General features: G+C 67.8%; 13 protein-coding genes and 1 pseudogene. 7 read left to right on the top strand and 7 right to left on the bottom strand.

Annotation, left to right across the window (positions count from 1 at the left end):
• Nucleotides 1-22: 22 nt before the first annotated feature.
• Nucleotides 23-307, top strand: coding sequence for a hypothetical protein (locus tag ACWDRB_RS44405; protein WP_449904598.1), 285 nt, complete (start codon nucleotides 23-25; stop codon nucleotides 305-307).
• 124 nt (nucleotides 308-431) lie between these two features.
• On the opposite strand, the gene ACWDRB_RS44400 is transcribed toward ACWDRB_RS44405, so the two are convergent.
• From ACWDRB_RS44400 to ACWDRB_RS44385, 4 genes are all read right to left on the bottom strand, one after another.
• Nucleotides 432-2,675: a hypothetical protein gene (locus ACWDRB_RS44400; protein WP_449904596.1), complete on the bottom strand. Its 2,244-nt coding sequence runs from the start codon at nucleotides 2,673-2,675 to the stop codon at nucleotides 432-434.
• Nucleotides 2,676-2,927: 252 nt separating this feature from the next.
• Nucleotides 2,928-3,752 carry an LLM class flavin-dependent oxidoreductase gene (locus tag ACWDRB_RS44395; RefSeq protein WP_449904594.1) on the bottom strand — a complete coding sequence of 275 codons (825 nt, stop codon included), beginning with the start codon at nucleotides 3,750-3,752 and terminating at the stop codon, nucleotides 2,928-2,930.
• Nucleotides 3,749-4,636: an alpha/beta fold hydrolase gene (locus tag ACWDRB_RS44390; protein WP_449904592.1), complete on the bottom strand. Its 888-nt coding sequence runs from the start codon at nucleotides 4,634-4,636 to the stop codon at nucleotides 3,749-3,751. The genes ACWDRB_RS44395 and ACWDRB_RS44390 overlap by 4 nt, the downstream gene beginning before the upstream one ends.
• 136 nt (nucleotides 4,637-4,772) lie before the next feature.
• On the bottom strand, nucleotides 4,773-5,666 hold the full coding sequence (locus tag ACWDRB_RS44385) for a LysR family transcriptional regulator (protein ID WP_449904590.1): 894 nt from the start codon (nucleotides 5,664-5,666) through the stop codon (nucleotides 4,773-4,775).
• 85 nt (nucleotides 5,667-5,751) lie between these two features.
• Between ACWDRB_RS44385 and ACWDRB_RS44380 the strand changes: the two genes are divergently transcribed.
• Nucleotides 5,752-6,975, top strand: a complete 1,224-nt coding sequence (locus ACWDRB_RS44380; RefSeq protein ID WP_449904588.1) for an MFS transporter — start codon at nucleotides 5,752-5,754, stop codon at nucleotides 6,973-6,975.
• A 661-nt stretch (nucleotides 6,976-7,636) separates the two neighbouring features.
• Here the strand turns inward: ACWDRB_RS44380 and ACWDRB_RS44375 are convergent.
• Nucleotides 7,637-8,050 carry a hypothetical protein gene (locus tag ACWDRB_RS44375; protein ID WP_449904586.1) on the bottom strand — a complete coding sequence of 138 codons (414 nt, stop codon included), beginning with the start codon at nucleotides 8,048-8,050 and terminating at the stop codon, nucleotides 7,637-7,639.
• Nucleotides 8,051-8,161: 111 nt separating this feature from the next.
• Nucleotides 8,162-8,686: pseudogene (locus ACWDRB_RS44370) on the bottom strand (class I SAM-dependent methyltransferase); the annotation flags it as partial.
• A gap of 385 nt (nucleotides 8,687-9,071) precedes the next feature.
• On the opposite strand from ACWDRB_RS44370, the gene ACWDRB_RS44365 reads away from it, so the two are divergent.
• The 3 genes from ACWDRB_RS44365 to ACWDRB_RS44355 all read left to right on the top strand — a co-directional run bounded on the left by ACWDRB_RS44365 (nucleotide 9,072) and on the right by ACWDRB_RS44355 (nucleotide 10,282).
• Complete coding sequence (locus ACWDRB_RS44365) at nucleotides 9,072-9,329, top strand: tyrosine-type recombinase/integrase (RefSeq protein ID WP_449904867.1); 258 nt, start codon at nucleotides 9,072-9,074, stop codon at nucleotides 9,327-9,329.
• A 150-nt stretch (nucleotides 9,330-9,479) separates the two neighbouring features.
• The gene (locus ACWDRB_RS44360) at nucleotides 9,480-9,698 is read left to right on the top strand and encodes a hypothetical protein (protein ID WP_449904584.1); all 219 of its coding nucleotides are present in this window, start codon (nucleotides 9,480-9,482) and stop codon (nucleotides 9,696-9,698) included.
• A complete protein-coding gene (locus tag ACWDRB_RS44355; protein WP_449904583.1) occupies nucleotides 9,695-10,282 on the top strand; it encodes a hypothetical protein in 588 nt (195 codons plus the stop codon). The genes ACWDRB_RS44360 and ACWDRB_RS44355 overlap by 4 nt, the downstream gene beginning before the upstream one ends.
• Nucleotides 10,283-10,676: 394 nt before the next feature.
• Here ACWDRB_RS44355 and ACWDRB_RS44350 read toward each other — a convergent pair whose 3' ends face one another.
• A complete protein-coding gene (locus ACWDRB_RS44350; RefSeq protein ID WP_449904580.1) occupies nucleotides 10,677-11,522 on the bottom strand; it encodes a glutamate ABC transporter substrate-binding protein in 846 nt (281 codons plus the stop codon).
• Nucleotides 11,523-11,938: 416 nt separating this feature from the next.
• On the opposite strand from ACWDRB_RS44350, the gene ACWDRB_RS44345 reads away from it, so the two are divergent.
• Both ACWDRB_RS44345 and ACWDRB_RS44340 read left to right on the top strand, forming a co-directional pair.
• Complete coding sequence (locus ACWDRB_RS44345; RefSeq protein WP_449904577.1) at nucleotides 11,939-12,088, top strand: hypothetical protein; 150 nt, start codon at nucleotides 11,939-11,941, stop codon at nucleotides 12,086-12,088.
• A 439-nt stretch (nucleotides 12,089-12,527) separates the two neighbouring features.
• Nucleotides 12,528-13,259 (top strand): SPASM domain-containing protein, encoded by a 732-nt coding sequence (locus ACWDRB_RS44340; protein WP_449904575.1) that lies wholly within the window; start codon nucleotides 12,528-12,530, stop codon nucleotides 13,257-13,259.
• Nucleotides 13,260-13,421 lie beyond the last annotated feature (162 nt).

The following is a 13,421-nucleotide window of genomic DNA, read 5'->3' as shown; positions in this document are numbered from 1 at the left end:
CTTGAATCGAACGGAACCGAACATGTCCCTCGCCCTGGTTCCTGAAGCCATGGCCCCAATGGGCGAAGCGATGGCCGCCATGACCCCGCCGGCCGTCGGCGACGTCGGCACACGACGTGTCATGCGGGAACCGATCCTTGACGCGTCAGGGAAGGCCCAGCCGATCCCGGAGGACGTCACCACACACGACGGCGCCCAGATCACGATGCGCTGGTACGCCAAGAACGACACCACCCCCGGCTCGGCCGCGCTGTTCTTCCACGGCGGCGGCACCACTCACCTCGCGCCGCCCCGCCGTACCCACTGACCAGCTCTTTTCCCTGAGGTGAAGGCCACTGCCCCTTTCAGGCGTGCTTGGTCTGCCCCCCTTGAAATCCCAGAGTTCGCGCGAACTGAAGGGTCTTCAGAATGAACCCAAGGGTCTTCACGTTTTATGGATGGTTTCGACCCTTGGGTTCGCTGGAACCGGCGGGGTCTTGTTCCTCGGCAGCCGTGATCAGGAGTTGCCGGGCTGAGTCGGCATAGCGGATGGCGGTCTTGGTGTCGAGGCCGAAGACCGAGGCGAGATGCAGTGGGTCGCCGCCGCAGGCGAGGGCTTCTTCGAGGATCCGATCGATGCGCAGGCGTTCGAGGGTGGCGGCCTGTTTGTGCAGGATCAGCGAGGCGCCCTGGCCGCTGGCCGGCGCCGTAGTCGTGGCGGTGATGTGGTTGATGAGCAGGTGTGGGTTGGCGGTGTCGGGCCAGCGGGCGGCGCGATGGCGGAGCCAGTCGAGGAGCAGCCGATGCGTGAGGTCGTCGAGCGGGCGGGCCCGCCCGGCGATGACGACGCGGCGGTTGCCGAGGTCGACGTCGTCCAGGCGCAGCGCGAGCATGTCGGCCGCGCGGGCGGCGTGGACTCCGGCGAGCGCGACCATGACCCGGGCTGCAGGGGTGGTGGCGGCCCGGACGGATCGGTCGATGTCGTCGGCGAGCAGCGGCTGCAGGACGCCGTAGGGGTGCTGGCCGACTCTGAGGCTGCGGGTGGGATCGCGGAAGATTGTGCCGTTCTTCTTGGCGCGGGAGAACAGCGACCGCAATGCGATCAGGGCGTGGTGGCGCTGGTGGCCGTGGAGTTGGTCGAGCGCGGCCAGGACGTCGTCGTGGGTGACCTCGCGGAGGTGGTCGTAGCGGTCTGACCAGGCAAGCAGGATGGGCCGGATCCGGCTCATGTATCCATAGATAGTCGCCTGGGCTCGTGCCTTGTTGCGTGGGCCGCCGTCGTGCAGGACTCGCAGCCACGCCTCGACTTCCCGGCCGATTCCGGGAGCCAGGCCGTCCAGCTTGCCGGTGAGCCAGTCCTCGAACGGGGGTCGGCGGTCGTCGCGGAACAGGCCCATGCGTGTGAGCACGTCGATGGTGCGGCCGACGCCGATCACCCGCTTGCGCAGGACGGGGGACATCTCCGAATGCAAGACGGGCTCGCCATCGACGCGGCCGGCCAGCAGAGTGGTCAGGCCCTGCTCGATGTTCTCACGGACTCCGCGTTTCCAGCCGCGGGCCTCGCCGAGGAGGTGGATGGTCCAGCGGGCCCAGGCCATGAGCGGGTCGTTCAGCGTGAGGCGATCGCGCCGGTCGAATCGTGTGTAGTCGCGGGGCAGGTCGAACAGCCGCAACGGCGTTCCCGCGGATGGCGGGCGTCCTGCGGGGACGGGATCCGGTTTGGGCGGGCGCCCGATCCGTCCTCCTGGATTACGGTTCCGGCCGCCTTCCTTCCGCTCACGACCCCAGAGTGGATTCAGGTGGGCCAGGAAGAGCTGGTGGTGGCGGACCTGAGACAGGAACGGCTGGACTCCGATGGCCGCCTGGCTTGTCTCCGCGTCACGACGAGCCTGGCACCAGCACAACCGGCAATAGCCCTCACGTGCGGGCAGACGCCGAGAGCATCCGGCGCAGCGATCGGCCGGCAGCAGCGGGACGCCGGGACGGGTGTGGTCGTCACCGAACTGGCCCCACACGTCCTCGACGAACCACCGCAACGTCGCCGCGGCGTTGTTGATCAGCGGCACCATCCGCTCGCGCGGACCGGAGCCACGGGCGCCCTTACCATGCCGGACGTGCAGCTTGCCGAACCGGCCCAGGTCCCACTTGATGTCGGTCAGATCAAGCTCGCAGGTCTCGTTGACGCGCAGCCCGACCTCGCTCATCAGCTTGGCGGCGGTGTAGTTGCGGGCGCCCGGAGCGAACTTACGGCAGGTCACCAGATCTTTGCGCCACCCGGCGAACAGCCGACCCACCTGATCGGCGGTGGGCGGGATGCGCAGCCGGCCCTCCTGCCGGCCACGGGGCCGGTTCATCTCGTCGATCGGGCACTCGACGACGCGGCCGGTCATCTGGTGAATTTCGATCTTGTGGCGGAGCTCGAGGAACAGGAAGTACGTCTTGATCGCCTGGGCCCGGGCCAGGCGGGTGCCCTTGGCGGCGCCACGCAGCACCTTGCCGAAGTACGCGTCGGCGTCGGCGGGCTCCATCTCCCACAGTGGCCGCCCGAACCAGGCCCGCACCTGCTCCAGATGCACCACATCCGAGGAGATCGTGCCGTCCGACAGCCCCGCCGCCGCCCGGGCCAGCACGAACCCGGCCAGCACATCGGTCTCCAGCGCCTCCAGATCCTCGGCGGTGGCCGGGGCCCGCGCCACGCGAAGATCTTTCACTACAGCCAGCGCCAACTCCGGCCTCCTCGTCTTCGCCATTTGTGCAAGACGAACGACGAGGACGATAGACCTTCAGAATCTCTGAAGTCTCATCAATCTCGAAAGAACCAGGGATCCCAGGAGATAAGCCCAGGTCCTGCGGCTATGGCCATGCTGAACTACTCAACGAACTCTGGGGTTATTACACAGGCGGATAGGAGGCCACGGCGGACAGCTTTTTGGACCGCCTGCCGCGGCTCAGTCGCCGCCCGGATTCGCTGGGCCATCGCGGAGTACGCCGCGCACCGTGTCGAGCCGTACACCCGGGTCGAACTCCGTCAGCCACCAGGTCGCGCCGGCGGCGGCGTACGGCAGTGGGTCGACGTCGAAGGGCAGGCTGATGGCGATGTCGTACGAGGCCATTTCGCCATGTCGCAGTTCGGTGAGGGTGGCGACGACCTCGGCGAGCTGGTCCGGGTGCTCCAGATTGATCGGAAAGAAGCCGTCGAGCCGGGCGGCCCGGCGGATCGGCTTGACGTTGCCGGGGAATCCGGCGGCCCACACCGGCACGCCGGGCCGCTGAACCGGCCGCGGCAGGAACGTGATGTCGTCGACGGTGTAGTGCTCGCCGCGATGGCGCACCGGCTCGCCGGACCAGGCGGCGGCCAGGATCGCCAAGGACTCGTCGAGCATCCGCCCGCGCTGCCGGTCGTCGAGTTGCTCGCCGGTCTTGGACAGCTCGCCGCCGAACCGGTCGCTTCCGAGTCCGACGCCGAGGGTGAGACGGCCGTCGCTCAGCTGATCCAGTGTCGCGGTCTCCCGCGCCACTTTGGCCGGCCGCCGGCGAGCGAGCGTCGACACCATCGGGCCGAGCCGCAGCCGCTCGGTCGCGGTCGCGATCGCCGCCAGCGCGATCCACGAGTCGGCGACCTGCTGGACCGGCGCCCGCCAGGACAGGTGATCCCACACGAAGCAGCCGTCCCACCCGGCTTCTTCCGCTTCGGCGGCCAGGTTCGCCACCGCCCGCGGGTCGGCGAGCTCGTCGAAGAGCGGCAGCCAGAGTGCCGATCGCAGCCGGTTCACGGGCGCTCTCCTTCGGAAACTGAAAGGATCTCCGCAATCGTGATGTCCCAGAGCTCCGGCGGCGGCATCTGGTGCCCCATGCCTTCGAGCGGGACGAGCCGTGCTCCCGGGATCTCCCGTGCCAGCGCCTCGCCGTGCCCGTATGGGAGCAGCGGGTCCGCGGTGCCGTGCAATACCAGCGTGGGCACCGCGATCTCACCGAGGCGGGCGCGGACGGGCTCGCCGCCGGCGAGCTGCCAGTGATTCTGCGCCGACGCCGGGGACGGGCTGCGGTCCCAGACGCGGCCGACGACGTGGCGCAGCCGCTCCTCGTCGACGGGGATGGTGCCCGCGAAGGTGCGCTCGCCGTCGATGTAGTACCCGATGACGGCCTCGCGGTCGGACCAGTCGGGCGCCTCGTCACCGCCCTCGGCGAACCGCTTCGCCAGCTCGGCGCTCATCGGCGGCAGGTCAGGGCGATTGGGGTCGCCGGGCCCGCCCGGGCTGGTGGCGATGAGCGTCAGGGAGGCGACCCGGCCGCGGTGGTGCACGGCCAGGTGCTGGGCGATGCCGCCGCCCATGGAGACGCCGACGATGTGCGCGGCCGCGATGCCGAGTTCATCGAGCAGGCCGACGGCGTCGTCGAGCAGGGCGTCGCTTCCGTACGGCGGTGCGCCGGGCGGGAAGGTTGTGGAGCGGCCGGTGTCCCGGGTGTCGTACCGGATGACGTGCCGCCCGCCGGCGGCGAGGCGCTCGCAGAACTCGTCGTCCCACCAGTCCATCGACGCCTCGGCGCCGCCGATGAGCAGCAGGGCGGGTGCGGCAGGGTCGCCGAATGTCTGAGCGCAGAGCTCTACGCCGTTGATTTTGAGGAGTTGCTCGGGGTGATCTTGACGACCGTTCATGTCCGGCACGCTAAGCCTCGCGGCCTCATCGCGAAAAGCCATGATTTCCGATTGAATCAATCGCCTACAGCGATATAGTCACTGCCGCTGAGCCCTTCCACGCCGAGAGTCGCGCTCTCCCGTGACTCGTCCGATGTCACATCTGGCCGGCCAGCTCAGTGGCGGCTTCGACGGCGATGTCGATGGCTCGGGCCGCGAGGGGCGACTGGGTGCGCCCGGCCGGCCAGTACAGGTACCACGTGCAGGCGGGCGACGGTCGCAGTCGATGGATGCTGAGCCGGTCGTCGGACCAGACATCGGATCCCTGGAGGGCGAGCCAGGGCAACACCGCTGAGCCCAGGCCCACCCGTACCATCGACACGACGGTGTCGTGGCCGGCCGTGCGGAACACGATCCGCGGCCGGGCGCCCGCGCCGGCGAGCTCCCGTTCCAGCCATCTTTGGTGGACGTTGGGCGGCCAGGCGACCATGGGAGCGTCGTCGAGTCGCTTCACCGGTACCGGACCATCGGGGAACGCACCTGCGGCGGCCACCAGGAGGTACGGCTCGTCGAGCAGCTCGACGTGCTCGACGTCGCCGTCGATCCGATCGTAGTGGAACAACAGGTCAAGATCTCCGATCCTCGGATCCTCCGGTCCCACCTCCGACAGCCGGATGTCGCAGCCGGGGTGCTCGCTCAGCAGCCGGCGCACGACGGCCGGCAGGATCAGCTTGGTCGCGCCCTGGAAGGTGCCGATGTCGATCCGGCCGTTACCCGCCTTGAAGCGATCGACGGCGTCGGCCAGCGCCTCCGACCTCGTGAGCAGATCGCGCCCGTGGGCCAGGACCACCTCGCCAAGAGGAGTGGTCCGTACCGGCCTGGGACCTCCGGGCCGGTCGAAGACGGCGCCACCGACGGCCTTCTCCAGCGCGGCGATCTGCTGGCTTACCGACGACTGGGTGTAGCCGAGGCGAACCGCCGCTCGGCCGAACGTTCCCTCCTCGGCGATAGCGGCCATCGTCCTCAGGTGGCGCAGCTCAACGTCAGCCATAACGTCAGAGTATCGCGAATTGCGATTGATTTGATCGAAAGTAATCGCTTTTCTTGATGTCCTAGGTGATCCTAGTGTCATCGGCATGACGACCTACGACACACCCGCTCCGACCGCGATACCGCTGGGCCGCCGCCTGTCCCGCCTGCGATTGGACCTGCCTGGCCTGGTCTGGTCCCTGGCGGCGACTCATTTCGTGAGCCGCGCCGGCGGAGTGGCGCAGTCGTTCCTCGTGCTCTATCTGACGCAGGAGCAAGGGCTGACGCCGACAACCGCGGGCGCGGTGGTGGCGGCGACGGGAGCCGGAGGCATCGGATCCCAGGTGCTCGGCGGCTGGCTGGGCGACCGGATCGGACGACGCCACACCATGCTGGTGGGGTTCCTGGGAACCGCCGTGACGCTTGTCGCGCTCGGCTCGGCCGACACGGTGCCGGTGATCTGGGCGGCGGCACTCGGTGTCGGGCTGATGGCGGACCTGTTCCGCCCGGTTGGGTCGGCTGTGGTGGCCGACCTCCATCCGAGCCAGCGGGTCCGGGCCTTCGGGTTGCTGTTCTGGGCGGCCAACCTCGGCTTCTCCATCGCCACGATCACCGCGGGGGTCCTGGCCCAGTATGGGTATGGACTCTTGTTCTGGATCAATGCCACGGCCTCGATCATCGCGGCGCTGATCGTCTGGCGCCGGATTCCCGAGACCCGGCCGGCGACACCGAATCAGCCCCGCCGAGCGCTGCTGCCGGTGCTCCTGCGCGACCGGCTGATGATCGTCATGGTGTTGATCTACGTCGCCTATTTCACCCTGTTCCTGCAGACCTTCGCGACGCTACCGCTCGTCATGACGGCAGATGGTCACGGCCCCGCGACCTACGGCGCGGTGCTGGCTCTGAACGGGATCGTCATCGTGGTAGGCCAACCACTGGCGGTACGGTTGCTTGCCGGTCGCGACCCCAGCTCGGTGCTGGCCGTGTCCATGCTCCTGGCCGGTGCCGGCGTCGGTTTGGGCACCCTCGTAGAGAGTGGTGTCGGCTACGCGGGATCGGTCCTGGTTTGGACCCTCGGCCAGATCGGCATCGCCGTGATGTTCGGCGCCACCTTCGCCGACCTCGCACCGGCGGACCTGCGCGGCAGGTACATGGGCATCGCCTCCGCCACCTGGAGTGTCGGTGCCGTGTTCGGCCCGCTGGCCGGCACCGTACTGCTCGACCATGCCGGACGAACGACTCTGGCAGCGGCATGCGCGATCACCGGGATCGCTCTCTTCGCCGCCCAGCAGGCGCTCGGCCCGGCACTCCGCCGCCGAAGCGGACGCTGACCCACGCCCGTCTGTCCGCTGTGAAAGCCTCGGTTTTCGGTAGGGGTACCACTCTCGCTTCGGCGGCAAGGCTCCTCATGGCACAAACGCGGATGACATCCGAGCCCAGCCCTCTTCCACGGAAAGATCCCGAGGTGCGCTGTTCTGTAGTGGAGATCGATGCCGCACAGAAGTGCCTGACCGACGAGCTCGTGGTTGGTGAGTTCCATCGACCGAGAGGCGGGCGGCGTCATCGGTTGGATCGGCGACGGCGTAGGGCCAGGCGGGCCAAGCTGGGTGGGATGGAATCGCCTCGAACGGAGTCTGCCCTCGACCGGGTCGCGATGTCCGCGCAGAGCTCGGATTGCAAGAGGGAGACGGCTGCCTCGTGTCGGGCTCGCGGCCCGACTCTGTCTCCGCGTAGCATCCACGTTTCTCTTCCACCCGGCGTGTGATGACCGACAGAGGTGTGAGGTCTGGCGCGGGACCGCACGTCGAGGCCGTTGACGTGTCGGTGTCGTCAAGGTCGGGTGGGCCGAAGCCCAGAACACGTGAGTCAACCTCATCGAGCCGGACTGCCACCGCTTGGACGGGCGCCCTGTAGGCGGTGGCGTTCGCATCGGTCCAGTTCGGTGCCCTTCGCGTGTCGTCTCGGGCTTGTAGGGGATGGCAGCGGTGACGGTTAGGCCTGGGAGAGTGGCAGGCCTTGATGGTTGAGGTAGGCCACGATGCGGTACGTGTCGTCTGCGTCCCGGTGGAGCAGGTACGACGATGACAGGTGGACGGGTTCGCCGCCGGCGGTGCGAGGTGCGGTCCATTCGGTGCGGACGAGCACGTACCGGTCGTCGAGATGCTGGTGGGTCAGGGTGTCGAGGGCGGCCGGGCCAATGCCCGCATCGGCGAACATCTGCGCGCGTCTGGGCAGGGCCTGCAGGAACGCGGGGCGGGGCACGGGCCGGGCGCCGCCGGCGTCCCCGGCCAGGAACACCTCGGCGAAGCAGCCCGCCAAAGTGTCCACATCCAGACTGTCGCCTGCCTGGGCGAAGACGTCGAAGAAGCGGCGGAGCTCGTCAGCGTGGGAGGTGGCCTCGGACATGGGATGGATCCTCTCCTGTTGGAGGTTCGGTGTGACACGTAGGTCTAGAAGGGGCGCTGACAGCGTTGTAGGCATGGCGAGGCCGCGCCGGTGTACGGAAGTTCGGCCGGTTCAGGTCGTGCTGGGGACGGTGGCACGGACCAAGCGGCACAGATCGCCGGGGCGCAGCGCGTCCGAACGCCGCCACAGCTCGGGAACGAGGCAATCGGCCTGCCGGGCGTAGGCGTTGCCTCGATCGCCACGCAGAGCGGCCGGCACGGCGTACTCCATCACCAGTTCGCTGCCGGGCGCCATGCGGCCCACGGCGGCCAACGTAGCGGCGATCGCCTCGTGGGTGAGGTACATGGTCACGCCGAGCCAGGTGACCAGGGCGGGCTTGCCGGGGTCGAACCCCGCTTTGTGAAGGGCGCCCATCAGATCGTCGGACTCGAAGTCCACCGGCGCGAAGGCCAGCCCATCGGGCACAGCGATGCCGGCCGCGGCCATCGCGTCGCGTTTGCCCTGCTGGGTGATGGGATGGTCGACCTCGATCACGCGGACCGGCCGGGCAGCCGAGTCACGGCGGCAGGCGAAGGTGTCGAGCCCGGCGCCCAGCACCACGTACTGCTCCAGGCCGTTGCGGAACAGCTCTGTGGCGCGGCGCTCGGCGTAGTGGCCGCGGGCGGTAGCCGGCGTGCCCCTGCGAGTACGGGGTGATCGTCGTGCGCTTGGTGGTAGCCGATCAGTTCCTCGGCCCGGTCACCGAGCAGGGAAGCGGCCAGGGTGTCGCAGAGGATGAACGGCTCGCTGTCCACGACAAGATGGGCGGCACGGTCCGCCGCGGTCATGATGGCAGTCTGACTGGGATGCGAGTTGCGCATGGAGGGGCGTTCCCTTTCTTCCTCGCCGGGAACACCGATGCTAAATGCACTCCGCAAATATGTATAACCATCATAGCAATTGGAAGTTAATTTAAAATAATGAGCCCATAACGATATTGAACCATTCTTCTGGCGCGTTTGTGGGCTAGGGCTAACCCGAGATTGGGGACACCTGCCCGCTCCATTCGCCGCGCGTCCGGCTGCACGACCTCCGGCACGGAGCCGCCTCACTGATGCTGGCGGCCGGGGTCGATCTGAAGATCGTGCAAGAGACCCTCGGGCATGTCTCCTCCATCTTCGCCCGTGACACCTGCACCAGCGTCTACCCCGAGGTTGCCCGCGCCGCCGCCGAATCCACCGCCGCCCTTATCAGCACGGCTCCAGACGCCCGGCAGGCTCGCCTGATCACCACTCGGTAGCCAGGCAGGCCGGCGGCTCATGCTGCGGGCCTGCCTCGTCTCATGGGGCAATCGACCAGCGGACTGAAAGTCTGCTCGGCCACGGGGGAGCGCGGACGAAGCAAGCACAGGAACCGATTCTTGACCACACGCCAACTGCGGCATGGCTGAGTGGGCCATCGCCTGGTCATTTGCGGCTACAGGCAGGATGGCTCGCAACGGACCTCGGATGCGATGCATGGTCTGCCTGACGTGCATGGACGTGATTTTCGGCAGGCGCAGGGCGCCGCGGCCTTCACGTTCGCCCACGACAGGATCGTGAAGATCGAACGCATCTCCGCCCGGGACCGCCTCCGCCGCGTCGAAGCGGAAGGCACGGCCGGTCGATGAACCGGCCGCTTGACATGCCGGTGACGGAGTGGATCAATGGCGGACTTGTGCGCATCATTGCCGGAACGTTAGTCCTCGCCACCATGATCGCCGGGTGCTCGGGCGAGCCCGTGGACACGACCCAGCACGTCGCAGTCGCGCCCCCTTCACCCACGACCGCGACCCCCTCGCCACGGGCGACGCCGAGCCGGACGAGGTTGACCGACGATCAGGCGGCCCGGCGTTATCTGGGCATCGTGCGCCCGTACAACATCGCCCTCGAACGACTCGAACAGGCGATCAACGGCGGCCAGTCCGTCACGGTGCTACGCCGCCGGGCGGCGCAGGTCGCCACCACGAACCAGACACAGATCCGGCAGTTGACCGATACCGCCTGGCCCAGGGCACTGCGCGGTCCCATGGGCCGGCTCAAGGCCGAATCGCTGAAGGCGCAACGCCACTGGCTCGGGGCCGCCCGTGCCCGTACCCGCGACGCACTCGTCCAAGAGGTGCTGAACGCCATCCGTTACGACGGAAAACCAGCGGTGGGAAAGATCCGCACCCTGCTGCACCTGGAGCAGTACGACGAGGACGACTATTCATAGGCCGGGCGCCCCGGTAGACCACCTCGGCGGGGCGGCACTCCAGCCGTGGACGGCGCCCGCCGCCTCATCACGCCGGCAGGGGCGAAGCGTTCTCGGCTGGTAGGACCCACACGGGCTCGACCAGGCCGGGTGACTAAGGGTAGCCCTTGAGGTGTACATGACAAACGCGACCCCTGGTACACCGTGGACATGACCACGAAACATGATCCCAACCGGCCCGGGCCGGCCGCTCGCCGCCCTCACCCCTTCGCGCAACCGGACGAAGGGCTCTGCGCTGGTAGTGATTCGAGTTATTGAGCCCCACAGCATCCGGCCCGACATGATTGTGATCTTGGAAGGACGGCTGATCACGGAAAGTGGGCCAGACCCAAAGGCGTGGGGCGGTCCCCACAGTTCAGGAGCACCCTACGGGCTTCGGCAGGGACGACGGCAGCTTGAACCCCGACTTGCCGAACCACCTGTGCAGCAGCCGCGTGGCCGTGCCGTCGTGCCACATCGCGGCGATCGCCTGGTTGACGGCCTTGCAGGTGGCGGTGTCGCCCTTCTTGATCCCGACTCCCCAGCCCTCGGTGCTGACAGGGTCGTTCAGCAGCCTGAAACGGCCCGGCTCCTGCTCGGCGAACCCCGCCAGAATCAGGTCCAGGGTGCTGATCGCGTCGAGCCGGCCGTCGGCCAGCTTGCGTACGCAGTCGGAGTAGTTGGCCGCGGGCACCAGTTGCATGGGGAGGTTCAGATTGCCGTTGGGCGGGGGGTCGACGATCCGGCGGTAGGAGTTCGAGCCCTCCGCCAGGCAGAGCCGCTTGCCCCGCAGGTCGGTCACCTTCTTGATGCTGGTGTCGCTCGCGCGAACCATCGTGTCCTGCGGGGTGACGATATAGGGCCCGCCGAAGGTCACCATGGGCCGGCGCGAAGGGGAGATGCTGTAGGTGGCGACGATGAGGTCCACGCTGCCGTTCTGGAGCAGGGCCTCGCGGGCGGACGAGGCTGACTCCCGCCACGTGATCTGCACCTGCCGGCCCTTGGCGATGTGGTCGACGATGTACTTGGCCACGTCCGCGTCGAAGCCCTCGGGAGGGCCCTCCCCGGTCTTCAGGCCCAGGCTCGGCTGGTCCCACTTGGTGCCGACGACGACCCTGCCGGCGTTCCTGATCTTGTCCACGACGGTTGTGTACGAGCCCGCGCCTCCGCACGCGGCGACCAACGCCGCCACCGTCAATCCCGCGAGCGCCACCCCACGCATGGACACAGTCTGGGGGCTGGGCAAACGATACGGATCGGCCTTGGGGCGGTTTCAACAGAGAAATGGGGCCTTCTTGGAGATTTGCGGACGTACGGGCACCGCAGTACCCGTACGTCCGGTCACTCCACGGGACGGTCGGGGCCAGCCCTGCGCCTTCAGTGGGCGCGCGAGTTGATGCCCCTTTCGTCCTTTGCCTTGGGGAAGGTGGGCTGGGCTGGGGGCGTGGCTGAGCGGACAATCCTGGCTCGGTCTCGACGAGAATGCCCTGGCTGATCAGGCGCTTGAGCTTGTCGGTTCGCAGCACGTTGACGCTCATGCTCTCATCGCCTTCATCAGTCCCAGCAGCCGCGGGACATCGATCTGGTTCTACACCGCGCAGCAGGGCTGGGGACAGGTTGGTGCCGAGGAAGTCGCGCGTGACCGGCGGGCCCCACTGCGCCGGCCCCGAGGCCGACATGGGCGCCCAGCCGGGCTCCACCGTGCAGTCGAACAGGTCCCCGTCAGCGAAGTGCTCCACCATCAACCGGTCGGGGTCGCGCCAGTGGTCGAAGATCTGGCTGTCCTGAATATGCCTGCCGATCCCCCACACCCGCGGGGCACCACGTGGAGGCGGAGGTGGAAGACGCTCGCCGGACCGTGGCCCCTCAGAGGTTCACGCCAGGAGCCCCGAGCGCGCCGGCCCCCGCCGTGGCGATGATTGAGGCGCCATCTCCGACCTCCGTTGGACCTGCGTCAACGCGGCGGAACGCGCGGAAGCTCCGCCATGGTGGCGAGTGAGCTCACAGACGGCCGTGAGATCACGGGTTGGACGACAGATGGCACGCCCGTGACGCGCGCCCCGTTCCGGAAACGATCATCCGGTGTCCGGATCGCGCCGCAGGCCGCTCGCCTACCGGATAGTCCTGCATTGCAGCGCTCCGTACGATCCACCGCAGGAATCAGCAACATCACTCAATCCTTGGTGGCTCGTAGATGGGAGAAGGAATGAGGTTCCGGCGAACCATCATGATTCTCACAGTGGCACTACCGGCTCAGCATGCTGATCGGCGACCGGCCCACGATCTCCACGTCGAGGCACCCGCCGATCAGCTGATTTCATTACTGCAGAAAGCACGCGGGTTACGCAAACTCCGCACCGTGAGAACGTCCGGCGGCATCCCGGGGGAGCAGACGAGCCCTCTCCCACCGTTGACCGGGCCGGAGGCCGGGCGCGGCCACTCCCCGTTCCGGCTCCTGGAGCTTCCCTCCCTGCAGATGCTGGTGAGCCAAATTCGCTTGGTCAGGCCGGAGTTCACGTTGACTGCGGCCAATGCGGAGACGGTCGCGGAGCTCGTCCGCCGGGCGCGGGAGCGGACATGGCAGGTCGAACTGCTCATGGTGGCGGTACCATCCCGACATCCACTGAGCATGAGCACCTTGGCCTCCGCTGAACGCACTGAGCTGCTGCGCGTCATCGACGAGTCGGCTGACGTCTTCAAGAGCCGGGTCTACTTTGAGAGATTGCGACATTTCCTGATTTCCGGCCGGATCTCGATGATCCGGTCGTGCGTGACGGGCCAGGAAGGTGTGTTCGTGAACTCCGATGGCGACATTTGGGTCTGTGCCCATCGTGGCGAAACGTCGTTGGGGAACATCAAGGACGTGTCGCTGCCGGAGCTCCTGATCGGCAAGAGAGCGGTGCTCGCGCGCCGGCCGGCTGGACCGTGCGCCAGTACGGGATGCCTCTCACTCACCTGATCGCTGGCCGGTCGGCTCTCCGTTCTGCCGGCCTGCCCCGCTCGGAAATAGGGTGTGTCCAGTCAGTGGCTCTGGCCCACTTTCGGTGGTGACGGAGTGTGGTTAGCCGAGCAGGATGCGGTGGCGAAGGAGAACGAACCCGGCGCGGCCGTACATCTGCCG

The sequence above is a fragment of the Nonomuraea sp. NPDC003707 genome (genome assembly GCF_053587055.1).
Note: the sequence above shows the minus strand (reverse complement) of the source record. Positions and strands in the feature narration are given on the sequence as shown.